Raw genomic sequence first — 26,544 nt, forward strand, 5'->3', positions numbered from 1 at the left:
ATGCCGGCCTTCCGTTTCGAAGCGATCGACGCGTCGGGGCGCGCGCAAAGAGGCGTCGTCGAAGCCGACAGCGCGCGCAACGCGCGCGGCCAGTTGCGCACGCAGGGCTTGACGCCGCTCGTCGTCGAGCCGGCCGCGAGCGCGCAGCGCGGCGCGCGCAGCCAGCGCCTCGCGCTCGGGCGCAAGCTGTCGCAGCGCGAGCAGGCGATCCTGACGCGCCAGCTCGCGAGCCTGCTCGTCGCCGGGCTGCCGCTCGACGAGGCGCTCGCCGTGCTGACCGAGCAGGCGGAGCGCGACTACATTCGCGAGCTGATGGCCGCGATCCGTGCCGAAGTGCTCGGCGGCCATTCGCTCGCGAACGCGCTCGCGCAGCATCCGCGAGACTTTCCGGAGATCTACCGCGCGCTCGTCGCGGCGGGCGAGCACACCGGCAAGCTCGGCATCGTGCTGTCGCGGCTCGCCGACTACATCGAGGAGCGCAACGCGCTCAAGCAGAAGATCCTGCTTGCGTTCACCTATCCGGCAATCGTCACGGTGATCGCGTTCGGCATCGTCACGTTTCTGCTGAGCTACGTGGTGCCGCAGGTCGTCAACGTGTTCGCGAGCACGAAACAGCAACTGCCGCTGCTCACGATCGTGATGATGGCGCTGTCCGATTTCGTCAGGCATTGGTGGTGGGCGATCCTGATCGGGGTTGCGGCCGTCGTCTATCTGGTGAAGGCGACGCTGTCGCGCGACGGCCCGCGCCTCGCGTTCGACCGCTGGCTTTTGACCGCCCCGCTCGCGGGCAAGCTCGTGCGCGGCTACAACACGGTGCGCTTCGCGAGCACGCTCGGCATCCTGAGCGCGGCGGGCGTGCCGATCCTGCGCGCGCTGCAGGCGGCGGGCGAGACGCTGTCGAACCGCGCGATGCGCGGCAACATCGAGGATGCGATCGTGCGCGTGCGCGAGGGCTCGGCGCTGTCGCGCGCGCTGAACAACGTGAAGACGTTTCCGCCCGTGCTCGTGCACCTGATTCGTTCGGGCGAGGCCACGGGCGACGTGACGACGATGCTCGACCGCGCGGCCGAAGGCGAGGCGCGCGAGCTCGAGCGTCGCACGATGTTCCTGACGAGCCTGCTCGAGCCGCTGTTGATTCTCGCGATGGGCGGCATCGTGCTCGTGATCGTGCTCGCGGTGATGCTGCCGATCATCGAGCTCAACAACATGGTGCAGTGACGGAAGGCATGCGCGGCCCGCGGCTTTGGCGGGCCGGCTGAAACGAAGCGGGCCCGCCGGGCGGCGCGTTCGGCTTCAGCGGACGTAGATCGCGGGCGAGGGCGTATTGGCGGGCAGGAAGATCTCGGAGCGCGCGCCGTTGCGCTCGACGACGATCGAGCGGTCGCGCACTTCGGCGAGCTTCGCGCCCTGCGCGATCTCGCTGCCGAGCGATACCGCGTGCGGGGCGTCGCCGCCGATGCCGACGATGGCCGCCGCGCCGCGCTGCAGCGCGAGGATGCCGAACAAGTGGATGTCCTGCACCGGGTTGCGGGTGAGCTGGCCGCCGAACAGCGCTGCGGCGTCCTCCGTGCGCACCGGCGTGCGGGCGGCGGCGGCGGGTAGCGGAGCCCGATGCGCGGAGAGCGTGACGACCCAATAGGTGGCCGTCGCGCAGAGCACCGCGAAGAGGGCGAGGGAAAGGAGCCGGATCGATAGCGCGTTCATGCGCACTATTGTACGGATGAATATGAAATTTGCGTTGAGTGGAAGCCCGAAGCAAGTCGCGTCTTACAATGCGGCTTCACGCAGCGGACGCCATGCGGCTCGCACCGCGCGCGTCACGGCGTCACATTCACTCACCGCTCATTTTTTGAAGAAGAGGTAGTACTCATGCAAACGTGGATCACTCGCCGCTCTCAGGCAGCACGCCGTCAACGCGGCTTCACGCTGATCGAGATCATGGTCGTGGTGGCGATTCTCGGCATTCTCGCGGCGCTCATCGTGCCGAAGATCATGAGCCGTCCCGATGAAGCGCGCCGGATCGCGGCGAAGCAGGACATCGGCACGATCATGCAGGCGCTCAAGCTGTACCGTCTCGACAACGGCCGCTATCCGACCCAGGATCAGGGCCTGAACGCGTTGATCCAGAAGCCGACCACCGATCCGATCCCGAACAACTGGAAGGACGGCGGCTATCTTGAACGCCTGCCGAACGATCCGTGGGGCAATTCGTACAAGTATCTGAACCCGGGCGTGCACGGCGAGATCGACGTGTTCAGCTACGGCGCCGACGGCAAGGAAGGCGGCGAAAGCAACGATTCCGACATCGGCTCGTGGCAATGAGCCGCTGACCCCACGCTCTCGCGCGACGCACGCACTTTTCTCGATGTACGCACGACCCGGCACGATTTTCGTTTGCGGCACGCGGCGTCACGCGGGGGTTTCCCGCGGCCGGGCCGCGCAGGCGCGCTTCAGGACTTCCGCGGACGCTTCGCCCGGCTGCCCGGCGGGAATCCTCCCGGCGCGCCGCGCGCGCGGCTTCACGCTGCTCGAAATGCTCGTCGTGCTCGTGATCGCGGGCATCCTCGTGTCGGTCGCGTCGCTCACGCTCAGGCGCAACCCGCGCACCGATCTGCGCGAGGAAGCGCAGCGCGTCGCGCTGCTGTTCGAGACGGCGGGCGACGAGGCGCAGGTGCGCGCGCGGCCGATCGCGTGGCGCGCCACCGATCACGGTTTTCGCTTCGACATCCGCACGGGCGACGGCTGGCGTCCGCTGCGCGACGACGTGCTGCGCGCGCGCGACTGGGACGGCGGCGTGACAGGCGCCGCGATCGACTATCCCGGCTCGGACACCCATACGGACGCGGTCGTGTTCGGCACCGAAAGCATCGACGTGCCGGTGCGCGTCACGCTGTATTCGGCGGTCGGCAGCGCGACGATCGTCGGCACGGGCAACGGCCGCTACGAGGTGCGGTGACGTGCGCGCGCCCGCCCCGCTCCGCTCGCCCGCGCGTTCGCGCGGCTTCACGATGATCGAGGTGCTCGTCGCGCTCGCGATCATCGCGGTTGCGCTCGCGGCGTCGATCCGCGCGGTCGGCTCGATGGCGACGGGCGCATCCGATCTGCACGCGCGCCTGCTCGCCGGCTGGAGCGCGGACAACGCGCTCGCGCAACTGCGGCTCGCGCACGCGTGGCCCGACATCGGCTCGCAGACGTTCGACTGCTCGCAGGGCAACGTCGCGCTCACCTGCACGCAGCGCGTGAGTTCGACGCCGAATCCCGTGTTCAGGCGCGTCGAGATCGCGGTGTCGATGAACGGCCGCGCCGGCGTGCTCGCGCAGATGGTTACGGTGGTCGCGAATGAAACCAGCCGTCCGCTCTGAGCGCCGCGCGCCCGGCGAGAAGCGCCCCCGGCGGGCGCGCGCCTTCCTGCGAAGCGCGCGCGACGGCGCGCGCGGCTTCACGCTGATCGAGATGATGATCGCGATCACGATTCTCGCGGTGATCGCGATCCTGTCGTGGCGCGGGCTCGACCAGATCATCCGCGGCCGCGAGAAGGTGGCGGCCGCGATGGAGGACGAGCGCGTGTTCGCGCAGATGTTCGACCAGATGCGCATCGACGCGCGGCGCGCCGCGACCGACGACGAAGCGGGCCAGCCCGCGGTGCGCGTCGCGGGCGACACGCTGCAGATCGTGCGCGAGTTCGACGCGCCGGGCGCGGCGCCGCGGCTGCAGGTCGTGCGCTACCGGATCTCGAGCGGCCGCGTCGTGCGTTACGCGTCGCCGCCGATCGGCGACGTCAACGCGTTGCGCGACGCGCTGCGCGGCGGCGGCACCGAAGGCTGGAGCGAGGTGCCGCTGATGCGCGGCGTCGGCATGATCAACGCGCGGCTGTACGTGCCGAAGGTCGGCTGGACGACCAGCATGCCGGACGCAGACAACGCGCTCGAACAGAACAACAACGCGCTCAAGGTGCCGATGCTCGGCAATGCGCCGCCGCCGCGCGCGGTGACGGGGCTCGAGGTCAGCATCGGCGCGACGTCGCTGCGCGTGCCGATCACGCGCGTTTTCCTCATCGGGGAGTGACATGCGCGCCTTCGCCCTCCTCGTTCGTTTCGCTTTGCTTCGCCGCAGGCGCGCGCCGCTTGGCCCGCACGCTCCGGGCCCGGCGCGCCCGGCGTCGACGCGTTTGCCGTGCGCGCCGCGCAGCAGCGGCGCAGACGGCGATTTCCGCGTTTGCCCGCCCGCGCGCCGTTCGCAAGCGCTCGCGCATCGCGAGCGCGGCGTCGCGATCATCAACGCGCTGCTCGTCGTCGCGCTGTCGGCGATCCTCGTCTCCGGGATGCTGTGGCGCCAGCAGGTGCAGGTGCGCCGGATCGAGAACCAGCGGCTGCTCGCGCAGGCGCAGTGGGTCGCGCGCGGCGCGCTCGACTGGACGCGGATGGTGCTGCGCTCCGAAGGCGACACGGCGCCCGGCATCACCTATCTCGGCGGGATCTGGGCGGTGCCGATCGCGAAGACGAAACTGTCCGACTTTCTCGGCCGCGTCGGCGTGACCGACGCGGCCGGAGGCGCGGACACTTTTCTGTCCGGCTCGATCGAGGACGCGCAGGCGAAGTTCAACCTGCGCGATCTCGTGTCGTCGCCCGCGCCGGGTGCGCTGCAACTGAACGCGGCGCAGGTGCAGACGTTCCAGCGGCTGCTGTCGACGCTCGGGCTCGACCAGCAGCTCGCGAAGATCGTCGCGCGCCGCGTGCGCGCGGGACTCAGGCAGTCGGCGACGCGCTTCCAGGCGGCCCAGTTGCCGGGCGCCGCGAGCGGCGTGCCCGTTCCGCTGCCGGACGGCGGCACCGAGAGCGGCGGCAATTTCACCGACGAGCCGGGCATTGCGGGCGGCGAAGGCCGCGGGCCCGCGCCGCTGATGATGACGAGCGTCGATTCGCTGCTTGACGTCGAGGGTTTCACGCCGGAGATGGTCGAGCGGCTGCGCCCGTTCGTCACCGTGCTGCCGACGGTGACGCCCGTCAATCTGAACACCGCGCCCGCCGAGGTGATCGCGGCGCTCGTGCCGGGGATGTCCGTGTCGTCCGCGCAGGCGCTCGTGTCGCGGCGCGAGACCGTGTTCTTCCGCAACGTCGGCGACGTGACGCTCGCGCTGCGCGGCGCCGGCGCGCCGACCGTGAACCTCGATTCGGGCCAGATCGACGTCACGTCGAGCTATTTCATCGTGCATGGCCGGATCGAGCACGACCGGGCGGTCGTGGATCGCACGTCGCTCGTGTATCGTGATCCGACCACGCACACGACGCGCATCGTGCGCATTCGCGATCAGCTATAACAACGCCATCCGGGAGAGGAGCTCTTGAGCACGTTGATTGTCCTATTGCCGCCGCGCGAGCCGGCCGTGCCGTTGCAGGAATGGCAATGGCCCGAGCTGCCGTTCGCGCTCGTCGACAAGAGCGGCCACACGCAGCGCGCGGGCCGCGCGGCGTTCGCGCTGCTGCCTCAGGCGGCGACGACGGTGCTCGTCGTCGCCGCCCGCGACCTGCTGATGCTCGAACAGACGGTGCCGCCGCTGAAAGGGCCGAAACTGAAGCAGGCGCTGCCGAACATCATCGAGGATCAACTGATCCAGGATCCGCAGGGCTGCCATATCGCAGTCGACCCGGCGGCGCTCGACGGCGGGCGCCGCGTGCTCGCGGTGATCGACCGCGCGTGGTTCAAGTTCATCGTCGACGCGTTCGCCGCGGCGGGGCATCGCCATCTGCGCGCGGTGCCCGTCACGCGCTGCCTGCCGCCTGCGTCACGGCGCGATGCGGCTGGAGCGGCCGAGGCCGAGGCCGTTGTCGCGCTCGAGCAGCCGGCCGCACGCGAAGCCGCGGCCGGCGCGCCGGGCAGCGGCCACGCGGCCGCCGACGGCGCGGCGGCGGACGCCATTGCGCCGGCCGAATCGATCGTCGCGGTCGCGCTCGGCCTGGCCGCGACGGCGAGCGCGCCGTCGCTCGCCGAGGAATCGGCGGCGCTGCTGCCGGAGGTGGCCGCCGCGCCGCGCGTCGAGCTCGCGCTCGCGCGCGGCGCGCTCGGCGAAGGCTTCGCCGCGCCGGTGTCGACCGCGGTGACGACGCTCGAGGCGCTCGCGAACGGCACGCCGCTCGAGCTCTATGAGCTCGGCGAGCCGGGCGCCGAGCCGCAGCTCGCGTCGGTGCGGCCGCTCGACGACAAGCGCCTGCTGCCGGGCGCCGCGATCTGGCCGTTCGACGCGCTCGTGCGCCGCGCGCTCGACGCCCGTTTCGACCTGTGCCAGTTCGAATTCGAGTTCGCGCCGTGGCGCTTCGACCGCGCGACATTCATGCGCCTGCGCGCGCCGCTTGCGCTCGCAGCGGTGACGCTCGTCGTCGCGGTGATCGGCGCGAACGCGCACTGGTGGAAGCTCTCGCGCGAACGCGACGCGCTCGCCGCGCAGATCACCGAGACGCTGCTGTCGGCGTTCCCGAAGACGACGACGGTGCTCGATCCGGCCGCGCAGATGACGCGCCAGCTCGACCGGCTGCGGATCGCGGCGGGCGAGCTGTCGCCGAACGATTTCCTGTCGCTCGCGAGCGGCCTCGCGCGCTCGCTCGGGCCGTTGCCGCCGAACGGCATCGCGTCGCTCGACTATCACGATCGCCGGCTCGACGTCGGCTTCAAGCCCGAGACCAAGGTCGACCCCGATTTCGCGCAGCGCCTCGCGCGCAACGGCCTCACGGGCGAGATCGACAGCAGCACGGGCAAGTGGACCATTCGGAGCCGGTCATGAAAACGGAGTTCAACGAAGCGCTGACCCAGTTCTGGGAGGGCCGCACCGCGCGCGAGAAGCTGCTGCTCGGCTGGGGCGGCGCGGCGCTCGCGGTGGCGATCGCCTATTCGGTGCTGTGGTCGCCCGCGCAGGAAGGCCGCGCGCGAATCCAGCGCGAGCTGCCGACGATGCGTCACGAGCTCGCCGAGATGACCGCGCAGGCGAATGAAGCGCGCTCGCTCGCGGGCGCGGCGCAAGGCGTCGCGCCGACGGGCGTCGCGTTGAAGGATGCGCTCGCCGCGTCGCTGTCCGATCACGGGCTCGCGGCGGCGGCACCGCAAGTCGTTGGCGGCGGCGTGCAGATCCAGTTGAAAAACGCGTCGTTCCCCGCGTGGACGCAGTGGCTCGACGACGTGCGCCGCCAGTTCAAGGCGCAGGTCGTCGAAGCGCACGTGAGCGCGCTCAAGGAGGACGGCCAGGTCGATCTGACGGCCGTGCTGCAGCCGGCGTCGGTCAAGTGAGCGATGTCGATGCGCTATACGGCCGGCGGAGCGCCCGGATGCCGATGACCTGGCCGATGCGCATCCGGCGCGTCGCGCCGTGGGTCGTCGTCGGCGGCGCGGCGATGCTCGTCACGCTCGTCGCGCTGCTGCCTGCGTCGTGGGTGACGCCGCAGTTCGCGCGCGCGACGGGCGGCCACGTCAATCTCGTCGACCCGGAAGGCTCGCTTTGGCGCGGCTCGGCGACCCTCCTGCTCGCGCCCGGCGCGGACCGCAGCGCGTCGACGCTGTTGCCCGGACGCGTCGAATGGCGCACGCAGTTCTGGCCGCTCTTCACCGGGCGCGTGCGGATGCGGTTGCGCCAGACCGACGCGATGCCCGACGGGGTCACGCTCGATGCGACGCTGCGTGGCGCGGTGCTGTCGGCGGGGGCGATGGCGGTGCCGGCGTCGCTGCTCGCGGGGCTCGGCACGCCGTTCAACACGCTCGACCTGCAGGGTGACGTGCGGCTCGACTGGACCGACTGGCGGCTCTTCGGCAAGGACGCGTTCGGCCAGCTCACCGTGACGATCACCGACATGAGCTCGCGCGTGTCGCGCGTGAAGCCGCTCGGGTCGTACCGCGCGGTGCTCGAGGCGCGCGGCGCGAATTCGACGCTCGACCTGTCGACGTCGAAAGGGCCGCTGATGATGTCGGGGCAAGGAAATTTCGGCGCGACGGGCGCGTCGTTTCGCGGCACCGCGAGCGCCGCGCCCGAGCAGCGCGACAACCTCGCGGGCCTGCTGAACCTGCTCGGCCATCCGATCGGCGGCGGCGCGGTGTCGTTGATCTACGGCGACGCGGCGCGCTGACGCCGAAGGCGGCAAGTTGCCGATGCGCCGATGCGCCGACCGGCGGGCCGCCGGCCGGTTTCGTCACTGCGCGGGCGTGGCGCTCGTTCGAACAGCCGGCGCATCGGTCGCGGCCGTCGCGACCACGGCCGCCGACCGGTCCGCCGGACGAACGGCCGCCGCCGGCACGGCTGCCGGTGCCGCCGCCCCAGCCGGCGCGGATGCCGGCAGCGCGGCGGGCGCCTGCACGCCGCCTGTCTCGCGCGCGATCTGCGACACGTCCCATCCGCCGCCCAGCGCCTTCACGAGCCCGACCGACGACACCATCCGCTGCCCGATGATCGTCGTGAGCTTCTGCCGCGCGCTGAACGCGGTCGTCTGCGCGGTCAGCACGTTCAGATAGCCGACGGTGCCCGCCTTGTACTGATTGAGCGTGATGTCGAGCGCATGCTGCGCGGACTCGACCGCCTGCCGCTGCACGACGATTTCCTGTTCGAGGATGCGCTGCGACGCGAGGTTGTCCTCGACGTCCTGGAACGCGGACAGCACCGCGGCCCGGTACGCGGCCACGTCCTGATCGTAGGTCGCGCGCGCGGCTTCCGTCTGCGCGGCGCGCAGGCCCGCGTCGAACAGCGTCGCGGCGAGCTGCGGGCCGACCGACCAGAAGCGCGCGGGCAGCGTGAAGAGCTGCGACCACACCGAGCTCTGGAAGCCGCCCGAGGCGGACAGCGTGAGCGTCGGGAAAAACGCGGCGATCGCGACGCCGATCTGCTCGTTCGCGGCGGCCGCGCGCCGCTCGGCGGCGGCGACGTCGGGCCGCCGCTCGAGAATCGCCGACGGCACGTCGATCGGCATCGCGGGCGGCTCGGCCGTGAGCGGCATCGGCGGCAGCGCGAACGTCGATGCCGGCTCGCCGACGAGCGTCGCGATCGCGTGCTCGTACTGCGCGCGCACGATGCCGTTGTCGATCGCGGCGGCCTGCGCCGATTGCAGTTGCGTCTGCGCCTGGATCACGTCCGAGCGCGCGGCGACGCCCTGCGCATACTGGTTCTGCGTGAGCTGCAGCGATTTCTGGTACGACGCGACGGTGTCGTCGAGGAGCTTTTGCGTCGCGTCCGCGGCGCGCAACTGGAAATAGGTCTGCGCGAGCGTCGCCTGCGCGGACAGCCGCGCGTTCGCGAGATCGGCGGCGGCGGCCGCTTCGCCCGCCTTCTGCGCGCCGACCGTGCGGCTCACCTTGCCCCACAGGTCCGGCTCCCACGACGCGTCGAGCCCGACGCTGTAGGTGTTGCCGATCGTGCGCGTCGTGCCGCGCGACGCGGTGCCCGACGACAGCGCGCTCGACGCGCGCGATTCGCTCGCGGTCAGCCCGAGCGTCGGGAAATACGACGCGCGCGCCTCGGCGACGAGCGCGCGCGCCTGCCGGTACGCGGCCGCATATTGCGCGACGGTCTGGTTCGACGCGTTGAGCTTGTCGATCAGCCCGTTCAGTTGCGGATCGTCGTAGACCGACCACCACGGTCCGCGGTCCGCGCGGTCGGCCGGCTGCGCGACCTTCCAGCCGGGCGGGGCTTCCTTGTACGCGGCGGGAATCGCCGCGTCGGGGCGGTGATAGTCGGGCCCGACCGCGCAGCCGGCGAGCAGCACGGCGGCCGCTGCGGCGACGGCGGCGCTCAGCGCGCGGCGCGCGCGCGGATGTGGGACATGCGGCATGTTCTGGATTCCTGTCGAGGCGCCGCCGGTGAACCGGGCGAGCGGGCGATGCGGCCGAAACGCCGACGGCGTGGCCGAAATGGTAACTGACGGGTGCGGGAATGCGCAGACGCTAGGTTAAGGCGCGGATGGGGCCGGATGTGTTACCGGCGCGGCGGATCGGTTTACCGCGCGTTACGCGCGCGTCGGCAGCCGTGCGCGGACGGCCTTTCACGAGCAGCAGCGGGCGGGCTCGCCATGCGCAGCGGCGAGGCATGGCTGCGGCGTCGACGGTTCCTGAACCGACGTGGCCCGGCCGCCGCCGTTGCGCGCGCCGCGGTGCCGCCGCTGATCGAACCAGGCGAACCCGAGCGCCGCGAGCGAGCCGCCCGGCACGATCAGCAGCGCCGCGTACAGTGCGATCTTCCAGCCGCGATGCGGACCGGACAGCGTATGACGAGCGGTGTCGGACAGGTTGCAGCGCAGCGCTCCGGCGGCATGTTTCAGGAACGGCATGGGGAAATCCTCGGGACGCATGCCGAACGAAAAGCGGCGGCGCGTGCTAAGCAGGTCAGAACGAGCGAGTCAGAACATTGTCTCTGGCGGCGCATTAAGCGCATAACTCATTGACCGAAATAATATTGACTATGCAATAAATATTCAAGATACTGGCGGCGTTTTTCCTGGAAAGCACTGTTGCGGTTCGTGCAATCGACCGGACAGCTTGACGATGAGCGGCCTTTACGACCCGGAGCACATGGAGCTCGAATCGAGCCTCGGCTATTACCTGACGAAGGCGCGGCAGGCGCTCGTCGAGCGGCTCGATCGCGCGCTCGGCCCGCTCGAGCTGACCGCGCAGCAGATCAGCGTGATCCTGTTGCTCGCGCGTGGCTATGCGCGCACGCCGTTCGAGCTGTCGCGCAAGCTGTCGTACGACAGCGGCTCGATGACGCGCATGCTCGACCGGCTCGAGAAGAAGGGCTTCATCGCGCGCGCGCGCAGTGAATCGGACCGCCGCGTGATCGAGCTCGCGCTGACCGAGCGCGGCGCGCGGGCCGCGCAGGCGCTGCCCGCGCTGATCGCGACCGAGCTGAACGCGCAGCTCGAGGGCTTCTCGGCCGACGAGCTCGCGCTCCTGACGGACCTGCTGCGGCGCTTCATCGCGAACGCGCCGGGCGCGGCCGATTCCGCGTGCGCCGCGCCGATCGCCGCGCCGCCGCCGGGCGATCGCTGACCGGGAAAGGCCATGAACGACCTTCGGATCGCGGCCCGTTTGCCGCACATTTATCTGTCTGGGCAGAAGCTGACAAGACACTTACTGCCGGCCGATATCGATGCACGAAAGCATGTCGGGGCAACAGTCGCCCCTCAGGAGAATTGACGCATGGCTGCGACGGCCCCCGCTTCCGCTTCCCTTCCCGCCGAGCCCGCGCCGTTGTCGGGCGGCACGCTCGCGCTGCTGACGGTCGGGCTCGCGCTCGGCACGTTCATGGAGGTGCTCGACACGTCGATCGCGAACGTCGCGGTGCCGACGATCTCCGGCAGCCTCGGCGTCGCGACGAGCGAAGGCACCTGGGTGATCTCGTCGTATTCGGTCGCCTCCGCGATCGCGGTGCCGCTGACCGGCTGGCTCGCGCGACGGGTCGGCGAGGTGCGGCTCTTCACGCTGTCGGTGCTCGCGTTCACGATCGCGTCCGCGCTTTGCGGCCTCGCGGAGAACTTCGAATCGCTGATCGCGTTCCGGCTGTTGCAGGGGCTCGTGTCCGGCCCGATGGTGCCGCTGTCGCAAACGATCCTGATGCGCAGCTATCCGCCCGCGAAGCGCGGGCTCGCGCTCGGCCTATGGGCGATGACGGTGATCGTCGCGCCGATCTTCGGCCCCGTGATGGGCGGCTGGATCACCGACAACTACACGTGGCCGTGGATCTTCTACATCAACCTGCCGATCGGCATGTTTTCCGCCGCGTGCGCGTTCTTCCTGCTGCGCGGCCGCGAGACGAAGACGACGAAGCAGCGGATCGACACGATCGGGCTCGCGCTGCTCGTGATCGGCGTGTCGTGCCTGCAGATGATGCTCGACCTCGGCAAGGACCGCGACTGGTTCAATTCGACGTTCATCGCGTCGCTCGCGCTGATCGCCGTCGTGTCGCTCGCGTTCATGCTCGCCTGGGAGGCCACCGAGAAGGAGCCGGTCGTCGATCTGTCGCTCTTCAAGGATCGCAACTTCGCGCTCGGCGCGATGATCATCTCGTTCGGCTTCATGGCGTTCTTCGGCTCGGTCGTGATCTTCCCGCTGTGGCTGCAGACCGTGATGGGCTACACGGCGGGCCTGGCCGGCCTCGCGACCGCGCCCGTCGGCTTCCTCGCGCTCGTGCTGTCGCCGCTGATCGGCCGCAACATGCACCGGCTCGATCTGCGGATGGTCGCGAGCTTCGCATTCGTCGTGTTCGCCGGCGTGTCGATCTGGAACTCGACGTTCACGCTCGACGTGCCGTTCAACCACGTGATCCTGCCTCGGCTCGTGCAGGGGATCGGCGTCGCATGCTTTTTCGTGCCGATGACGACGATCACGCTCTCCAGCATTCCCGACGAGCGGCTCGCGAGCGCATCGGGGCTGTCGAACTTCCTGCGCACGCTGTCGGGCGCGATCGGCACCGCGGTCAGCTCGACGTTCTGGGAAAACGACGCGATCTATCACCACGCGCGGCTCGCCGAATCGGTGAACGTCTACGCGCAGAGCACGCTCGACTATCAAGGCGCGCTCGCGCGGCTCGGCATCATGGGCGACGTGTCGACCGCCCAGATCAACCAGATCGTCACGCAGCAGGGCTTCATGATGGCGACCAACGACTTCTTCTACATTTCGGCGGTCGGATTCGTCGCGCTTGCGGCGCTCGTGTGGGTGACGAAGCCCAGGAAGGGGGCCGGGCCCGCGATGGGGCACTGAGCGGCGGGCGGCGGCGCGCGCCATGCGTCATGCGAGTCATGCGCCGCGCCGCGCTCAGCGCGCGCGCAGGCTGCCGAACGCGAGATCGTCGCCGGGATCGACGGGGCCCTTCTCGCGCGCGACGTCGAGCCACGCGCGCGCCGCGTGCGACAGATATCCCTTCTTGAGCCAGCCGATCGCGACCGCCCATGCGATCTCCGGCTCGACGATCGGCCGGCACGTGAACTGCGCGGCGTCGAGCCGCCGGCAATACGGCTCGGGCAGCAACGCGATGCCGACGCCCGCGTGCACGAGCGCCGCCATGAAATCCCAGTGGCCGCTGCGGCTCACGATCTGCGGCGTGAAGCCGACCTTGCGGCACGCGTCGAGCACCGCGTCGTGCAGCGCGAGGCTTTCCGCATAGAACACGAACGGCTCGTCGGCGAGGTCGGCGAGCGGCACGGATTCGTCGGCGTCCCAGCGCGAGCCGTGCGGCGCGACGAGATGCAGCGGCGCGCGCACCATCGGCAGCACGTCGAACACGGCCGGATCGACGGGCTCGAGCACGCCGCCCAGCTCCAGCTCGCCCGCGACGAGCGCCTCTTCGATCATGCGCGCGCCCTCCTCGAACAGCTTCAGCTCGATTCCCGGATAGCGCTGCTTGAACGCTGCGATCGCCGGCGTGAACAGCGAACTGCCGAGCGGCGGGATTCCGATCGTCAGCTCGCCGCGCCCGAGCGTGCCGAGATCGTTCAGCTCGGCCTGAAGCTGCGCCTGCGCGGCGAGCACGTCCTGGCCGCGCTGATAGACGATCCGGCCGGCGTCCGTCAGCACCATCTGGCGGCCGTCGCGCAGCAGCAGCGGCGAGCCGATTTCGTCCTCGAGCGCCTTCACCATCTTGCTGATCGTCGGCTGCGTGACGTGCATCTGCTCGGCCGCCACGGTGAAGCTCTGCTGCCTGACGACCTCGACGAAATAACGCAACGCGCGCAGCTCCATCGGCGACTCCTGTTCAGTGAGCGAATCGGTGAAGATTCCCAAACGGAATGGTTTTTATAGAACCAAGTCATTTTATTTATGAACGCGTGAATCCTATACTGCCTCCATTCTGTAAAGCAAGGCATTTCGGGAGCGTTCGATGAGCAGGATCTCGGCTACGGCAGCAGCGGCGGCCCGCCCGGCGGCGGCGCCCGCGCGCACCGGCCGCGCGGCGCGCATCGCGCTGCAGACGGCGGCGCTCGGCGCGCTGTGGGCGGCGATCGACTGGGCGGTGCGCGCGCTCGGCGTGCCGGTGCCGTCCGGCGTGGTCGGCCTCGCGGTGCTGCTCGCGCTGCTGCTGTCCGGCCGCGTCGCGCCCGGCTGGGTGAAGGACGGTGCGAACTGGCTGCTGTCCGACATGCTGCTCTTCTTCATCCCGGCGACCGTCGCGGCGGTCCAGTACGGCGGGCTCTTCAAGGCGGACGGCTGGCGGCTCGCGCTCGTCGTCGTCGCGGGGACCACGTTCGTGATGCTGTCGGTTGCGATCGCGGTCGACGTCGCGGCGGGCTTCGAACGGCGCCTCGCGGTGACGCGCGTGCGCGCCGGCCGCCGCCGCGCGCGGGCCTGAGGCCGGTGCCCAGTTTCACTTCCATTCGTTTATGGCACCGGTTCCAAGGACTGCATCATGACGACGCCCGATCTCTCGTTGCTTGCCGCGCCTTCGAGCGCCGCGATTTCCGCCGGCTGCTTCGCGCTGACGATCGCGCTCTATTTCGCGTCGAAGCAGCTCTACGCGTACCGCAAGACGCTGTTCTTCTCGCCGCTCGTGCTCGTGCCGGCCGTGCTCGTCTCGTTCGTCGCGCTGACGGGCATTCCGTACGCGGTCTACTTCCGCGACACGCGCTGGCTGATGTGGCTGCTCGGCCCGGCGACGATCGCGTTCGCCGTGCCGATCTACGAATACCGCGAGCTGATGAAGCGCCACTGGTTCTCGCTCGCGGTGGGCGTCGTCGTCGGGATCGCGGTCGCGATCTGCGGGTCGCTGCTGCTGTCGAAGCTGCTGCACCTGTCGCCCGAGCTGCAGCGCAGCCTCGTCACGCGCTCGGTGTCGACGCCGTTCGCGCTCGCCGTGTCCGACCGGATCCACGCGCCGCGAGACCTCACCGCGCTTTTCGTGATCGCGACCGGGATTTGCGGGATGCTCGTCGGCGAATTCGTGCTCGCGCTCGTGCCGTTGCGCTCGCGGCTCGCGCGCGGCGCGCTGTTCGGCGCGGCCGCGCATGCGGTGGGCACCGCGAAGGCGCGCGAGATCGGCAGCGAGGAAGGCGTCGTGTCGAGCCTCACGATGATGATCGCGGGCGTCGCGATGGTGCTGATCGCGCCGTTGCTGACGTTGCTGCCGATCTGATTCGCCGGGCCGGCGCCCGGCGGTTCGCGTCCGGTCAGCCCGAATTTCCCGTCCGCATCGTCCTGTTCTTCCCCCGTTCTTCCCTCCCGTTCACCCCGCCTTTTCGCCCCGCCTTTTCGCCCGCACAGCCAGGCCCGCCCGCCGCTCTCGCCCGCCGCATCGCTTGCGCCCGGCCGTGTCCCGCCGCGCCCGATCGCCTCCGCCGCCCTCGCCCGCCCGACGGACAAACGGCTGAGATAGCCGCAAATCCCCCCCTCTATTCCGCCCATCGTGCGCGGCCCGGATGCCGAACAATGCAGGCTACCTAGAGTCTTCCCGCAGGCACGTCATGGCTACCACCGCAAACCCGACCGTCGACAAACCGGCCTCGTCCGGCAAGCTCAAGCGCGTCGTCCTTTTCCTGCTGATCGGGATCGTCGCCGCCGCCGCCGCCGCGGGCGGCACGTATTTCGTGCTGTCGAAGGAAGGCGCGCGCGGCGCGGCGCCGAGCGCGCCCCCGCCGCTCGCGGTGCCCGTGTTCTTCGCGCTCGAGCCGCTCACCGTGAATCTCCAGTCGGACGACGGCGCTCAGCACTACCTGCGCGTCGGCCTCTCGCTGAAGCTGACCGATCCGAAGGCGCAGGAGTACCTGACCCAGCACATGCCGGAGCTGCGCAGCCGGATCCTGCTCGCGCTGTCGAACAAGCATCCCGAGCAGCTCGCGACGCTCGAAGGCAAGCACGCGCTCGCCGACGAGCTGAAGACGCTGATCGAGCAGCCGACCCAGCCGGGCAACCTGAGCGCGCGCGTCGACGACGTGCTGTTCACCGAGTTCGTCGTCCAATAACGCCGCCGGCAAAGGAGCGCGCATGGGCCACGAAGAATTCATGTCCCAGGAGGAGGTGGATGCACTCCTCAAGGGCGTCACGGGCGAAGACGACTCGGCCGACGAACCGGCCGAGGCGTCCGGCATTCGCCCCTACAACATCGCGACGCAGGAGCGGATCGTCCGCGGCCGGATGCCCGGCCTCGAGATCATCAACGATCGCTTCGCGCGCCTGTTGCGGATCGGCATCTTCAACTTCATGCGGCGCACGGCGGAGATCTCCGTGAGCCAGGTGAAGGTGCAGAAGTACAGCGAGTTCACCCGCAACCTGCCGATCCCGACCAATCTGAACCTCGTGCACGTGAAGCCGCTGCGCGGCACGTCGCTGTTCGTGTTCGATCCGAACCTCGTGTTCTTCGTCGTCGACAACCTGTTCGGCGGCGACGGGCGTTTCCACACGCGCGTCGAGGGCCGCGATTTCACGGCGACCGAGCAGCGGATCATCGGCAAGCTGCTCAATCTCGTGTTCGAGCATTACGCGAGCGCGTGGAAGAGCGTGCGGCCGCTCGCGTTCGAATTCGTGCGCTCGGAGATGCACACGCAGTTCGCGAACGTCGCGACGCCGAACGAGATCGTGATCGTCACGCAGTTCTCGATCGAGTTCGGGCCGACGGGCGGCACGCTGCACATCTGCATGCCCTACTCGATGATCGAGCCGATCCGCGACGTGCTGAGTTCGCCGATCCAGGGCGAGGCGCTCGAGGTGGACCGCCGCTGGGTGCGCGTGCTGTCGCAGCAGGTGCAATCGGCGGAAGTGGAGCTCGTCGCGGATCTCGCCGAGGTCCCGACGACGTTCGAGAAGATTCTCAACCTGCGCGCGGGCGACGTGCTGCCGCTCGACATCGCGGAATCGATCAGCGCGAAGGTCGACGGCGTGCCGGTGATGGAGTGCGGATACGGCATTTTCAATGGCCAGTACGCGTTGCGCGTGCAGAAGATGATCAGCGCAAGCGACACGATGAAGGAAGGTGGATATGACTGAGTTGAACTCGACCCCCGAGGCCGACGGCATCGACGAACAGGCGTTTGCGGACGCCGCGACGAGCGCCGCCGCGGCCGACGGCGCCGCGCCCGCCGCGCCCGCCGCGCCGCAGGAAGACGCTGCGATGGACGACTGGGCGGCCGCGCTCGCCGAGCAGAACCAGCAGCCGATCGAGACGGGCGCGACGGGCGCCGGCGTGTTCCGGCCGCTGTCGAAGGCCGTGGCGAGCTCGACGCACAACGACATCGACCTGATCCTCGACATCCCGGTCAAGATGACGGTCGAGCTCGGCCGCACGAAGATCGCGATCCGCAACCTGCTGCAGCTCGCGCAGGGCTCGGTCGTCGAGCTCGACGGGCTCGCCGGCGAGCCGATGGACGTGCTCGTGAACGGCTGCCTGATCGCGCAGGGCGAAGTGGTGGTGGTCAACGACAAGTTCGGCATCCGGCTCACCGACATCATCACGCCGTCCGAACGCATCCGGAAGCTGAACCGATGAAACCGCGCAGCGCGCCGCTCGCGGCGTTGACGCGCGCCTCGCTTGCCGCGCTCGCGGCCGGCGCGGCGGCGCTGCCCGCTTCGGCCGCCGACATGAACGCGGTGAATCACGCGGCGTCGCTCGCGTCGGGCGTCGTCGTCGGCTCGGCCGCGCCGTCGCTCGGCGTCGGCGCGGTGTTGCAGACGCTCGTCGGGCTCGCGGTCGTGATCGGCCTCGTGTTCGGCTGCGCGTGGCTCGCGCGGCGCTTCGGCTTTCAGCCGCAGCGCCGCGGCGGCGCACTGAAGATCGTCGCGAGCGTCGCGGTCGGCGGCAAGGAGAGTGCGACCGTCGTCGAGATCGGCGATACCTGGCTCGTGCTCGGCGTCGCGCCCGGCAACGTGCGCCTGCTGCACACGCTGCCCGCCGGCGCGGCGGGCGTGATCGGCGCGGCGGGCGGCGCGTCCGCGGGCGCAGGCCTGCCCCGTGCGCCCGGCGCGCCGGCCGGCACGGCGATGTCCGGCGCGCCCGGCCCGTTCCCCGAGGGCGCTTCCTTCGGGGCGCGCTTTCGCGACGCGATGCTCGGCGAGGCCGCGAAGCGCTTCAAGCGCGACGGCGGCAAGGATCGCTGACATGCGCCTTCGTTTCGTCGCGCCGCGCGCGGATGCCGCCGCACGCGCGCACGCCCACTCCGGCAGTCGTTCGATGAAAACCGCTTTCCCGCGCGGCGCGCTACGCTGGCTGCCCGCCATCCTGATCGGCTTGGCGCCCGCGCTCGCGTGCGCGCAGGCGGCCGGCCTGCCGGCGTTCAACTCGGCGCCGGGCCCGAACGGCGGCACGACCTACTCGCTGAGCGTGCAGACGATGCTGCTGCTCACGATGCTGTCGTTCCTGCCGGCGATGCTGCTGATGATGACGAGCTTCACGCGGATCATCATCGTGCTGTCGCTGCTGCGGCAGGCGCTCGGCACCGCGTCGACGCCGCCGAACCAGGTGCTCGTCGGCCTCGCGCTCTTCCTCACGCTGTTCGTGATGTCGCCCGTGCTCGACCGCGCCTACGCCGACGCGTACAAGCCGTTTTCCGAAGGCACGCTGCAGATGGACCAGGCGGTGCAGCGCGGCGCCGCGCCCTTCAAGACGTTCATGCTGAAGCAGACGCGCGAAACCGATCTCGCGCTGTTCGCGAAGATCTCGAAGGCCGCGCCGATGCAGGGGCCGGAGGACGTGCCGCTGTCGCTCCTCGTGCCCGCGTTCGTCACGAGCGAGCTGAAGACGGGCTTCCAGATCGGCTTCACGATCTTCATCCCGTTCCTCATCATCGACATGGTCGTCGCGAGCGTGCTGATGTCGATGGGGATGATGATGGTCTCGCCCGCCACCGTGTCGCTGCCTTTCAAGCTGATGCTGTTCGTGCTCGTCGACGGCTGGCAATTGTTGATCGGCTCGCTCGCGCAGAGCTTCACCTAGACCGGTAGATCGAGGAGAGTCGAGATGACCCCCGAAAACGTGATGACGCTTGCGCATCAGGCGATGTACATCGGCCTGCTGCTCGCCGCGCCGCTGCTGCTCGTCGCGCTCGCGGTCGGCCTCGTCGTCAGCCTGTTCCAGGCGGCGACGCAGATCAACGAGGCGACGCTGTCGTTCATCCCGAAGCTGCTCGCGGTCGCGGCGACGATGGTGATCGCCGGGCCGTGGATGCTGTCGACGATGATCGACTACCTGCGCGAGACCCTGCTGCGCGTCGCGACGCTCGGCGCGGGCTGACGCCCCGTTGCTTCGCGCGGCGCGCCCGCCCGATTCGTTTGGCTCGTCCGGTTCTTCCGGCTCATCGGCTTGTTCCGCTCCGTCCTAGCCTTCGACACCGACCGATGTTCTCCGTCACTTACGCGCAACTGAACGGATGGCTCACCGCCTTCCTGTGGCCGTTCGTGCGGATGCTCGCGCTCGTCGCGATCGCGCCGGTGACGGGCCACCGCGCGACGCCCGTGCGCGTGAAGATCGGGCTCGCGGGCTTCATGGCGCTCGTCGTCGCGCCGACGCTGCCGCCGATGCCCGTCGTCACCGTGTTCTCCGCGCAGGGTGTGTGGATCATCGTCAACCAGTTCCTGATCGGCGCGGCGCTCGGCTTCACGATGCAGATCGTGTTCGCGGCGATCGAGGCGGCGGGCGACATCATCGGCCTGTCGATGGGGCTCGGCTTCGCGACCTTCTTCGATCCGCACGCAAGCGGCGCGACGCCCGTGATGGGGCGCTTCCTGAACGCGGTCGCGATCCTCGCGTTTCTCGCGTTCGACGGGCATCTGCAGGTGTTCGCCGCGCTCGTCGATTCGTTCAGGCTCGTGCCGATCTCGGCCGATCTGCTGCGCGCGGCCGGCTGGCAGACGCTCGTCGCGTTCGGCGCGGCGATTTTCGAGATGGGGCTGTTGCTTGCGCTGCCCGTCGTCGCGGCGCTGTTGATCGCGAACCTCGCGCTCGGCATCCTCAATCGCGCGGCGCCGCAGATCGGGGTCTTCCAGGTCGGCTTTCCGGTGACGATGCTCGTCGGCCTGCTGCTCGTTCAACTGATGGCGCCAAACCTGGTTCCGTTCGTCGGGCGGCTGTTCGATACCGGCGTCGATTTCGTCGGACGTGTCGCGGCCGGCATGCATTGAGATTGAGCGGCGCGCAGGCGCTGCCGGCGCGCCGGTTGCCGGCATGCCGGCATGCCGGCGATGGCGGCGTCGCTCGCGTGCCGGCTCCGGCATCGGCCGATCGAGCGACGATGCGCGCCCGCCCCAACCGCCGCGCCCGCCGCGACCTAGCCGCGCGGCAGCCGCGGCGCCTCCTTCTTCGCCCGGCGCGCGTCCGACGCGGCCCGCAAAATCCGCCGGAACTTCGGACATTCCATGTGGCTCGGCGCGGTGCACGCGGCCGCGTGCCGCAAGCCGTCGCGCATCGAGATCAGCTTGCGGATCGTCCCGTCCAGCTCGTCCGCCTTCGCGGCGAGCATCGCCCGGTCGATGCTCGGCCGCCCTTGCGCGTCGAACATCGATGCGATCTCGTCGAGCGAAAAGCCCGCCGCGCGCCCGAGCGCGATCAACGCGAGCCGCTCGAGCACACGCGCATCGAACGTGCGGCGCAGCCCGCGCCTGCCCGTCGATGCAATCAGCCCCTTTTCCTCGTAGTACCGCAGCGCCGACGCGGGCACGCCGGAGCGCTGCGCGACCTCGGCGATATCCAGGTTTCCCACGCGCTTGACCTCAAGTGGACTTGAATTGGCATAGTGTAGCTCCGGCCTCTCGAAGGCAAGCACTGGAGCACGACGATGAACGTCACGGATCGGAGCGATAACGGAGACAGCGGATACAGTGGACAGGCGGCGCACTGGAACGGCCGCGCGGGGCGCGCGTGGGCCGACGCGCAGCAGATGCTCGACCGGATGTTCGAGCCGTTCGCGGAACTGCTCGTGGAGGCGGCCCGCGCGGGCGGCGGGCGGCACGTGCTCGACGTCGGCTGCGGCGCGGGCGCGACGACGCTCGCCGTCGCGCGCATGCTCGGCGAGCAGGGCCGCTGCGTCGGCGTCGACGTGTCGCAGCCGCTGATCGCCGCCGCGCGCGGCCGCGCCGAGCGCGAACGCGTGCCGGCGTGCTTCGTTCACGCCGACGCGCAAACGCACGCGTTCGCGCCGGCGAGCTTCGATACGATCATTTCGCGCTTCGGCGTGATGTTCTTCGAAAACGCCGTCGACGCGTTCGCGAACCTGCTGCGCGCCGCGTCGTCCGACGCGCCGCTCGCGTTTATTGCGTGGCGCGGCGCGGCGGAGAACCCGTTCATGACGACGGCGGAGCGCGCGGCCGCGCCGCTCTTGCCGAGCCTGCCTGCGCGGCAGCCGGACGCGCCCGGCCAGTTCTTCTTCGGCGAGGTGCGGCGGATCGAAGCCGTCCTCGCGCAAAGCGGCTGGCGCGGCGTCGACGTGCGGCCGATCGACGTCGAATGCACACTTCCCGAGCGCGAGCTGATCGGCCATTTCAGCCGGTTCGGCCCGGTCGGCCAGATGTTCGCGGACCTCGACGACGCCATGCGCGCGCGGGTCGTCGACACGGTGCGCGCCGCGTTCGACCCTTACGTGCACGGCGCCGACGTGCGCTTCATGGCCGCGTGCTGGCTCGTCAAAGCGCGGGCGCCGGCGAAGTGGTCGACGCGCAAGGAGGCCGTCGGTGTCTGACGCGCTCGCATTTGCCGTCTGCGCGCTCGTGATCGGCACGGGTGCGACCGTCGCGATGGACGTCTGGGCGCTCGTGCGCAAGCGCTGCTTCGGCGTTCCGTCGCTCGACTACGGGCTCGTCGGCCGCTGGCTCGGCCATCTCGCGCGCGCTCGCGTGCGCCACGCGCCGATCGCCGCGTCGCCGCGCATGGCCGGCGAGCGCGCGATCGGCTGGCTCGCGCACTATCTGATCGGCATCGCGTTCGCGGCGCTGTTGCTCGCGCTTTGGGGCCTCGGCTGGGCGGCGGCGCCTACGCTCGGGCCCGCGCTCGCCGTCGGCATCGGCAGCGTCGCGGCGCCGTTCTTCGTGATGCAGCCGGCGATGGGCGCGGGCATCGCGGCGAGCCGCACGCCGCGGCCGGCCGCCGCGCGCTTTCACAGCGTCGTCGCGCACGCGATCTTCGGCCTCGGCCTGTACGGCGCGGGCTGGACGGCGAGCCGGCTCGGCGTGCCGGCGATGCTGGGCGCGGCTTAGCGCCGTTCAAGGGCGCTTCGCCCCGCCGCCGCCGGCGTTGCTGGAAAACCCCTAAAAGAAAGCCGCGCTCGCGAAAGGTTGCGGAAGGTTTCGTCTCCCTATACTCGTTTCGACGATGCAGCAAGCATCGCTCGATACAGACAACATTGGAGACTCCCGATGCGCACCACTCTTCGCGCGCTCAGCCTGGCCGCGGTCGCGGCCGGCCTGTCCTTCGGCTTCGCTTCGCAGCCCGCCTTCGCCGACGACGGCGGCAAGATCACGATCATGGTGGGCGGCATCACGAAGCTCATCTACCTGCCCGCGCGTCTCACGCAGGAGCTCGGCTACTTCAAGGCGGAAGGGCTCGACGTGGATCTGCAGTCGCAGCCGGCGGGCGTCGACGCCGAGAACGAGCTGCTCGCGGGCGCGGTGCAGGGCGTCGTCGGCTTCTATGATCATACGATCGACCTGCAGAGCAAGGGCAAGGACGTGAAGGCGATCGCCGTGCTCGGCCAGGTGCCGGGCGAGGTCGAGATGGTGTCGACGAAGGCCGCGGGCGCGATCAAGTCGATGGCCGACGTGAAGGGCAAGACGCTCGGCGTGACGGGCCTCGGCTCGTCGACGAGCTTCCTCACGCAGTACCTCGCGCAGCAGCACGGAATCGCCGCGAACCAGTACACGATGCTGCCCGTCGGCGCCGACGCGAGCTTCATCGCGGCCGTCAAGCAAGGCCGCATCGACGCGGGGATGACGACCGAGCCGACCGTGTCGGTGCTCGAGAAGAACGGCGACGCGAAGGTGCTCGTCGATCTGCGCACGCTCGACGGCACGCGCGCCGCGCTCGGCGGCACGTATCCGGCGGCGAGCCTGTATGTGCAGTCCGCGTGGGCCGACACGCACAAGGCGCAGGCGGCAAAGCTCGCGCACGCGTTCGCGCGCACGATGCAGTTCATCCACACGCACAGCGCGGAAGAGATCGCCGCGAAGATGCCCGCCGATTACCAGAAGGACAAGGCGCTCTACGTGAGCGCGCTGAAGGCGTCGCTGCCGATGTACACGCCCGACGGCAGGATGCCCGCCGACGGCCCGGCGACGGTGCTCAAGGTGCTGTCCGCGTTCAACCCTTCGGTGAAGGGCAAGCACATCGATCTGTCGAAGACTTATACGAACGAGTTCGTGAGCGCGAAGTGAGCGTGAAACGAGCGCCGCGCCCGACGCGCGATCAGTTTTGAACCAGGCTCGCGAGGGCCGCCGGCGCCGCACGGACGGCGCCGGTTCCGATGCAGGACTTCTAGCGATGAATCAACATGTTTCGGCCCATGCACCCGCGATCGAGTTTCGCAACGTGTCGTGCCGCTTCATCTCGCCGGACGGCCGTGCGACCGTCGCGCTGCACGACTTCACGATGTCGGTTGCGCGCGGCGAGTTCGTCGCGATCGTCGGCCCGACGGGCTGCGGCAAATCGACGACGCTCAATCTGATCACGGGGCTCCTGAAGCCCGTGTCCGGCGAGGTGCGCGTGATGGGCAAGCCCGTCGACGGCATCGATCCGCGGATCGGCTTCGTGTTCCAGGCCGACGCGGTGTTCCCGTGGCGCACGGTGATCGACAACGTCGCGGCGGGCCCGCTCTTTCGCGGCCGCTCGAAGGAATCCGCATACGCGCAGGCGGAGGAATGGATTCGCCGCGTCGGGCTCGCGAAATTCACGAAGCACTACCCGCACCAGTTGTCGGGCGGGATGCGAAAGCGCGTCGCGCTTGCGCAGACGTTCATCAACCAGCCCGAGATCCTGCTGATGGACGAGCCGTTCTCGGCGCTCGACATGCAGACGCGCACGCTGATGCAGGACGAGCTGCTGCAGCTCTGGTCGGCGAACAAGGGCTCCGTCGTGTTCGTCACGCACGACCTCGAGGAGGCGATCGCGCTCGCGGACCGCGTGTTCGTGCTGACGTCGCGCCCGGCGACGCTCAAGCGCGTGTACGAGATCGATCTGCCGCGCCCGCGCATCACGTCGGAAGTGCGCTACGAGCAGCGCTTCATCGAAATCTCGAAGGACATTTGGCACGACCTGCGCGAAGAAGTGCAGATCGCATAAACAGGAAAGGACTGGAGCATGACTGACATGACGCTTCCGACGCCGCTTGGCACCACCACCTCGCTCGAAGACGAAGAGCGCGCCGCCCAGCGCCGGCTGCAGCGGCGCCGGCAACTGATCGTCGGGCTGCGCATCGCGGTGCTCGTCGTCGCGCTGGGCGGCTGGGAGATCGCGGCGCGCCTCAAGTGGATCGACCCGTTCTTCTTCTCGATGCCGTCGCTGATCGCCGCGCAGATCCAGGACTGGTTCGTCAACGGCACGTCGCAGGGCCCGCTGCTGCTGCAGGTGTGGGTGACGCTCGAGGAGACGATCGCGGGCTTTCTGATCGGCTCGGTCGCGGGCGTCTTCTGCGGGATCGTGCTCGGGCGCAACAAGCTGCTCGCCGACGTGTTCGGCCTCTACATCCAGATCGCGAACTCGATTCCGCGCGTCGTGCTGGGCTCGGTGTTCGTGATCGCGCTCGGCCTCGGGATGGCGTCGAAGATCGCGCTCGCCGTGGTGATGGTGTTCTTCGTCGTGTTCGGTAACGCGTTCCAGGGCGTGCGCGAGGCCGACCGCTACCTGATCGCGAACGCGCAGATCCTCGGCGCGTCGCGCCGGCAGATCACGACCTCCGTCGTGATTCCGTCCGCGCTCAGTTGGATTCTCGCGAGCCTGCACGTGAGCTTCGGCTTCGCGCTCGTCGGCGCGGTCGTCGGGGAATTTCTGGGTTCCAAGCAAGGCATCGGTCTGCTAATCTCGACCGCACAGGGCGCGTTCAACGCGAGCGGCGTGTTCGCCGCGATGATCGTGCTCGCCGTCGTGGCGCTCGCTGCCGACTTCCTGCTGACCCGGCTCGAGAAGCGGCTCCTGAAGTGGCGGCCCGCCGCGTTCTGAAGACGATGCATCAACGAAACGGCGCATCTTCGGTGCGCCGTTTCGTTTTCTGCGCTGGAGTTGGGGGATAACGGCATGTCGCACAGCCTGCGCGGCCGACTGCTTTGGTGGCTGCTGCTGCCGCTTGCCGTGTTCGTCGCGATCGCGGGCGCGATGTCGTACGACACCGCGCGCAAGACCGCCGACCTCGTGCAGGACGGCGCGCTCGTCGCGTCCGCGCGCGCGATCGCGGAGGACGTCGACTGGGAAAGCGGCGCGCTCGTCGCGAACGTGCCGCCCGCCGCGCTCGAGCTGTTCGAGTCGCCCGCGCGGGATCAGGTGTACTACAAGGTTCGCACGGGCGGCGGCCGGCTGCTCGCCGGCAACCCCGATCTCGCCGGCCCGGCCGTGCCGGCCGCGCCCGGCGCGCAGCCGGTGCTGTTCGACACGGCGCTCAACGGGCTTGAGATCCGCGCGGTCGCGTACACGCGCGAGCTCTACAACGCGGGCGACACCGAAACGGTGACGGTCGTCGTCGGCAAGACGCAGACGTCGCGGCAGATGATGATCGCGGCGATCTGGCATCCGCAGCTCTGGCGGCTCGCGCTGATGCTCGCGCTCGCGATGGCGCTCGTCTATCTCGGGCTCACGTTCGAGCTGCGGCCGTTGATGAAGCTGAAGGACGACGTCGCGGACCGCGGGCCGATGGAGCTCGAGCCGATCCGCACCGAGCGGCTCCATTTCGAGCTGCGGCCGATCGTCGACGCGATCAACCAGTGCATCGCGCGGCTGAACCTGCACGCGGCGACGCAACGGCGCTTCATCGCCGACGCCGCGCACCAGTTGCGCACGCCGATCGCGGTGATCGACACGCAGATCCAGTGCGCGCGGCAGCGCGAGAGCGACGACGCGGCGCTCGCCGGGCTGCTCGCGTCGATGCAGCGCAGCAGCCGCAGGATGGCGGATGTCACCGACAAGCTGCTCCTGCTCGCGCACGCGGAAGCCGCGTCGCCCGCGCGGCTCGCCGCGCGCGTCGACGTCGCGGCCGTCGTGTCGGGCGTGCTCGAGGAGGCGATCGTGCTCGCCGAGCGGCGCCGCATCGATCTCGGCGCGGAGCTCGACGACGATCTGCTGGTGGCGGGCAGCGAAAGCCTGCTGTCGGCGCTCCTGATGAATCTCGTCGACAACGCGGTGCGCTATACGCACGAAGGCGGCCGCGTGACGGTGAGCGCGCGGCGCGACGGCGACGCGGTGGTGCTCGACGTGGTCGACGACGGCCCCGGCATTCCGGCCGAAGCGCGGCCGCACGTGTTCAAGCGCTTCTATCGCGTCGCGAAGGACGAGGAAGGCACGGGCCTCGGGCTCGCGATCGTCGAGGAGATCGCGCAGTCGCACGGCGGCACGGTCTCGCTCGCGACGGGCCCGGGCAACCGGGGCGTGAGGATGACCGTGCGGCTGCCCGCCTATCGCAATTGAGAGTGTCC

Annotated in this window: 31 protein-coding genes; 26 read left to right on the forward strand and 5 right to left on the reverse strand. The window is 69.7% G+C overall.

Features of this window, described 5'->3' with window-relative positions; translation table 11 throughout:
* Positions 1 to 1,218, forward strand: a complete 1,218-nt coding sequence (gene gspF / locus WT16_RS17070) for a type II secretion system inner membrane protein GspF (RefSeq protein WP_006023980.1) — start codon at positions 1 to 3, stop codon at positions 1,216 to 1,218.
* A gap of 75 nt (positions 1,219 to 1,293) precedes the next feature.
* Here gspF and WT16_RS17075 read toward each other — a convergent pair whose 3' ends face one another.
* Complete coding sequence (locus WT16_RS17075) at positions 1,294 to 1,704, reverse strand: general secretion pathway protein GspC (protein ID WP_009910818.1); 411 nt, start codon at positions 1,702 to 1,704, stop codon at positions 1,294 to 1,296.
* A gap of 165 nt (positions 1,705 to 1,869) precedes the next feature.
* Here WT16_RS17075 and gspG point away from each other — a divergent pair, with 165 nt between their 5' ends.
* The 8 genes from gspG to WT16_RS17115 are packed head-to-tail and all read left to right on the forward strand — an operon-like array spanning position 1,870 to position 8,105.
* A complete protein-coding gene (gene gspG, locus WT16_RS17080) occupies positions 1,870 to 2,322 on the forward strand; it encodes a type II secretion system major pseudopilin GspG (RefSeq protein WP_004196811.1) in 453 nt (150 codons plus the stop codon).
* Between the two features lie 43 nt (positions 2,323 to 2,365).
* Positions 2,366 to 2,956: a GspH/FimT family pseudopilin gene (locus WT16_RS17085; protein WP_006023983.1), complete on the forward strand. Its 591-nt coding sequence runs from the start codon at positions 2,366 to 2,368 to the stop codon at positions 2,954 to 2,956.
* Position 2,957: 1 nt separating this feature from the next.
* Positions 2,958 to 3,362 carry a type II secretion system minor pseudopilin GspI gene (gene gspI, locus WT16_RS17090; RefSeq protein WP_006023984.1) on the forward strand — a complete coding sequence of 135 codons (405 nt, stop codon included), beginning with the start codon at positions 2,958 to 2,960 and terminating at the stop codon, positions 3,360 to 3,362.
* On the forward strand, positions 3,340 to 4,065 hold the full coding sequence (locus tag WT16_RS17095; RefSeq protein WP_015600488.1) for a prepilin-type N-terminal cleavage/methylation domain-containing protein: 726 nt from the start codon (positions 3,340 to 3,342) through the stop codon (positions 4,063 to 4,065). Before gspI ends, WT16_RS17095 begins: the two co-directional genes overlap by 23 nt.
* A gap of 1 nt (position 4,066) precedes the next feature.
* The gene (gspK, locus tag WT16_RS17100; RefSeq protein WP_063533749.1) at positions 4,067 to 5,317 is read left to right on the forward strand and encodes a type II secretion system minor pseudopilin GspK; all 1,251 of its coding nucleotides are present in this window, start codon (positions 4,067 to 4,069) and stop codon (positions 5,315 to 5,317) included.
* 24 nt (positions 5,318 to 5,341) lie between these two features.
* Positions 5,342 to 6,775 carry a type II secretion system protein GspL gene (gspL, locus tag WT16_RS17105; RefSeq protein ID WP_063533750.1) on the forward strand — a complete coding sequence of 478 codons (1,434 nt, stop codon included), beginning with the start codon at positions 5,342 to 5,344 and terminating at the stop codon, positions 6,773 to 6,775.
* Positions 6,772 to 7,275 carry a type II secretion system protein M gene (locus tag WT16_RS17110; RefSeq protein ID WP_006023988.1) on the forward strand — a complete coding sequence of 168 codons (504 nt, stop codon included), beginning with the start codon at positions 6,772 to 6,774 and terminating at the stop codon, positions 7,273 to 7,275. Before gspL ends, WT16_RS17110 begins: the two co-directional genes overlap by 4 nt.
* Positions 7,276 to 7,313: 38 nt before the next feature.
* Positions 7,314 to 8,105, forward strand: a complete 792-nt coding sequence (locus WT16_RS17115; protein WP_006023989.1) for a type II secretion system protein N — start codon at positions 7,314 to 7,316, stop codon at positions 8,103 to 8,105.
* Positions 8,106 to 8,168: 63 nt separating this feature from the next.
* Here the strand turns inward: WT16_RS17115 and WT16_RS17120 are convergent, their stop codons facing one another.
* On the reverse strand, positions 8,169 to 9,797 hold the full coding sequence (locus WT16_RS17120) for an efflux transporter outer membrane subunit (RefSeq protein ID WP_063533751.1): 1,629 nt from the start codon (positions 9,795 to 9,797) through the stop codon (positions 8,169 to 8,171).
* Positions 9,798 to 10,007: 210 nt separating this feature from the next.
* Positions 10,008 to 10,292 carry a hypothetical protein gene (locus WT16_RS17125; RefSeq protein WP_063533752.1) on the reverse strand — a complete coding sequence of 95 codons (285 nt, stop codon included), beginning with the start codon at positions 10,290 to 10,292 and terminating at the stop codon, positions 10,008 to 10,010.
* 208 nt (positions 10,293 to 10,500) lie between these two features.
* On the opposite strand from WT16_RS17125, the gene WT16_RS17130 reads away from it, so the two are divergent.
* Positions 10,501 to 11,010 (forward strand): MarR family transcriptional regulator, encoded by a 510-nt coding sequence (locus WT16_RS17130; RefSeq protein ID WP_063533753.1) that lies wholly within the window; start codon positions 10,501 to 10,503, stop codon positions 11,008 to 11,010.
* A gap of 150 nt (positions 11,011 to 11,160) precedes the next feature.
* The gene (locus WT16_RS17135) at positions 11,161 to 12,723 is read left to right on the forward strand and encodes a DHA2 family efflux MFS transporter permease subunit (protein ID WP_059933099.1); all 1,563 of its coding nucleotides are present in this window, start codon (positions 11,161 to 11,163) and stop codon (positions 12,721 to 12,723) included.
* Positions 12,724 to 12,777: 54 nt separating this feature from the next.
* Here WT16_RS17135 and WT16_RS17140 read toward each other — a convergent pair whose 3' ends face one another.
* The gene (locus WT16_RS17140; protein WP_009910831.1) at positions 12,778 to 13,701 is read right to left on the reverse strand and encodes a LysR family transcriptional regulator; all 924 of its coding nucleotides are present in this window, start codon (positions 13,699 to 13,701) and stop codon (positions 12,778 to 12,780) included.
* Positions 13,702 to 13,840: 139 nt separating this feature from the next.
* Here WT16_RS17140 and WT16_RS17145 point away from each other — a divergent pair, with 139 nt between their 5' ends.
* The 9 genes from WT16_RS17145 to fliR all read left to right on the forward strand — a co-directional run bounded on the left by WT16_RS17145 (position 13,841) and on the right by fliR (position 20,061).
* Positions 13,841 to 14,308, forward strand: a complete 468-nt coding sequence (locus WT16_RS17145) for a CidA/LrgA family protein (protein ID WP_059933097.1) — start codon at positions 13,841 to 13,843, stop codon at positions 14,306 to 14,308.
* A 57-nt stretch (positions 14,309 to 14,365) separates the two neighbouring features.
* Positions 14,366 to 15,088, forward strand: coding sequence for an LrgB family protein (locus WT16_RS17150; protein ID WP_063533754.1), 723 nt, complete (start codon positions 14,366 to 14,368; stop codon positions 15,086 to 15,088).
* 328 nt (positions 15,089 to 15,416) lie between these two features.
* A complete protein-coding gene (gene fliL / locus WT16_RS17155) occupies positions 15,417 to 15,914 on the forward strand; it encodes a flagellar basal body-associated protein FliL (protein WP_006023997.1) in 498 nt (165 codons plus the stop codon).
* 22 nt (positions 15,915 to 15,936) lie between these two features.
* On the forward strand, positions 15,937 to 16,935 hold the full coding sequence (fliM, locus tag WT16_RS17160; protein WP_006023998.1) for a flagellar motor switch protein FliM: 999 nt from the start codon (positions 15,937 to 15,939) through the stop codon (positions 16,933 to 16,935).
* A complete protein-coding gene (fliN, locus tag WT16_RS17165; RefSeq protein ID WP_043281888.1) occupies positions 16,928 to 17,434 on the forward strand; it encodes a flagellar motor switch protein FliN in 507 nt (168 codons plus the stop codon). Before fliM ends, fliN begins: the two co-directional genes overlap by 8 nt.
* The gene (fliO, locus tag WT16_RS17170; protein ID WP_063533755.1) at positions 17,431 to 18,042 is read left to right on the forward strand and encodes a flagellar biosynthetic protein FliO; all 612 of its coding nucleotides are present in this window, start codon (positions 17,431 to 17,433) and stop codon (positions 18,040 to 18,042) included. Before fliN ends, fliO begins: the two co-directional genes overlap by 4 nt.
* A 73-nt stretch (positions 18,043 to 18,115) precedes the next feature.
* A complete protein-coding gene (fliP, locus tag WT16_RS17175) occupies positions 18,116 to 18,877 on the forward strand; it encodes a flagellar type III secretion system pore protein FliP (RefSeq protein ID WP_009910845.1) in 762 nt (253 codons plus the stop codon).
* 24 nt (positions 18,878 to 18,901) lie between these two features.
* Positions 18,902 to 19,174, forward strand: a complete 273-nt coding sequence (fliQ, locus tag WT16_RS17180; RefSeq protein ID WP_004199882.1) for a flagellar biosynthesis protein FliQ — start codon at positions 18,902 to 18,904, stop codon at positions 19,172 to 19,174.
* Positions 19,175 to 19,278: 104 nt separating this feature from the next.
* Positions 19,279 to 20,061, forward strand: a complete 783-nt coding sequence (gene fliR, locus WT16_RS17185; RefSeq protein WP_059933094.1) for a flagellar biosynthetic protein FliR — start codon at positions 19,279 to 19,281, stop codon at positions 20,059 to 20,061.
* 146 nt (positions 20,062 to 20,207) lie between these two features.
* On the opposite strand, the gene WT16_RS17190 is transcribed toward fliR, so the two are convergent.
* On the reverse strand, positions 20,208 to 20,639 hold the full coding sequence (locus WT16_RS17190; RefSeq protein ID WP_063533756.1) for a helix-turn-helix domain-containing protein: 432 nt from the start codon (positions 20,637 to 20,639) through the stop codon (positions 20,208 to 20,210).
* A gap of 75 nt (positions 20,640 to 20,714) precedes the next feature.
* Here WT16_RS17190 and WT16_RS17195 point away from each other — a divergent pair, with 75 nt between their 5' ends.
* The 6 genes from WT16_RS17195 to WT16_RS17220 all read left to right on the forward strand — a co-directional run bounded on the left by WT16_RS17195 (position 20,715) and on the right by WT16_RS17220 (position 26,536).
* Positions 20,715 to 21,614 carry a class I SAM-dependent methyltransferase gene (locus tag WT16_RS17195; protein WP_063533757.1) on the forward strand — a complete coding sequence of 300 codons (900 nt, stop codon included), beginning with the start codon at positions 20,715 to 20,717 and terminating at the stop codon, positions 21,612 to 21,614.
* Positions 21,607 to 22,128 (forward strand): DUF2938 domain-containing protein, encoded by a 522-nt coding sequence (locus tag WT16_RS17200; protein ID WP_015601251.1) that lies wholly within the window; start codon positions 21,607 to 21,609, stop codon positions 22,126 to 22,128. Before WT16_RS17195 ends, WT16_RS17200 begins: the two co-directional genes overlap by 8 nt.
* A gap of 159 nt (positions 22,129 to 22,287) precedes the next feature.
* A complete protein-coding gene (locus tag WT16_RS17205; RefSeq protein ID WP_006024007.1) occupies positions 22,288 to 23,301 on the forward strand; it encodes an ABC transporter substrate-binding protein in 1,014 nt (337 codons plus the stop codon).
* A gap of 106 nt (positions 23,302 to 23,407) precedes the next feature.
* Positions 23,408 to 24,205, forward strand: coding sequence for an ABC transporter ATP-binding protein (locus tag WT16_RS17210; protein WP_009910853.1), 798 nt, complete (start codon positions 23,408 to 23,410; stop codon positions 24,203 to 24,205).
* A gap of 27 nt (positions 24,206 to 24,232) precedes the next feature.
* Positions 24,233 to 25,081: an ABC transporter permease gene (locus tag WT16_RS17215; protein ID WP_006024009.1), complete on the forward strand. Its 849-nt coding sequence runs from the start codon at positions 24,233 to 24,235 to the stop codon at positions 25,079 to 25,081.
* A gap of 75 nt (positions 25,082 to 25,156) precedes the next feature.
* Positions 25,157 to 26,536: a sensor histidine kinase gene (locus WT16_RS17220; RefSeq protein ID WP_015601219.1), complete on the forward strand. Its 1,380-nt coding sequence runs from the start codon at positions 25,157 to 25,159 to the stop codon at positions 26,534 to 26,536.
* Positions 26,537 to 26,544: the final 8 nt, after the last annotated feature.

This window comes from Burkholderia sp. MSMB1589WGS (genome assembly GCF_001636105.1).
Classification (GTDB): Bacteria; Pseudomonadota; Gammaproteobacteria; order Burkholderiales; family Burkholderiaceae; genus Burkholderia; species Burkholderia humptydooensis.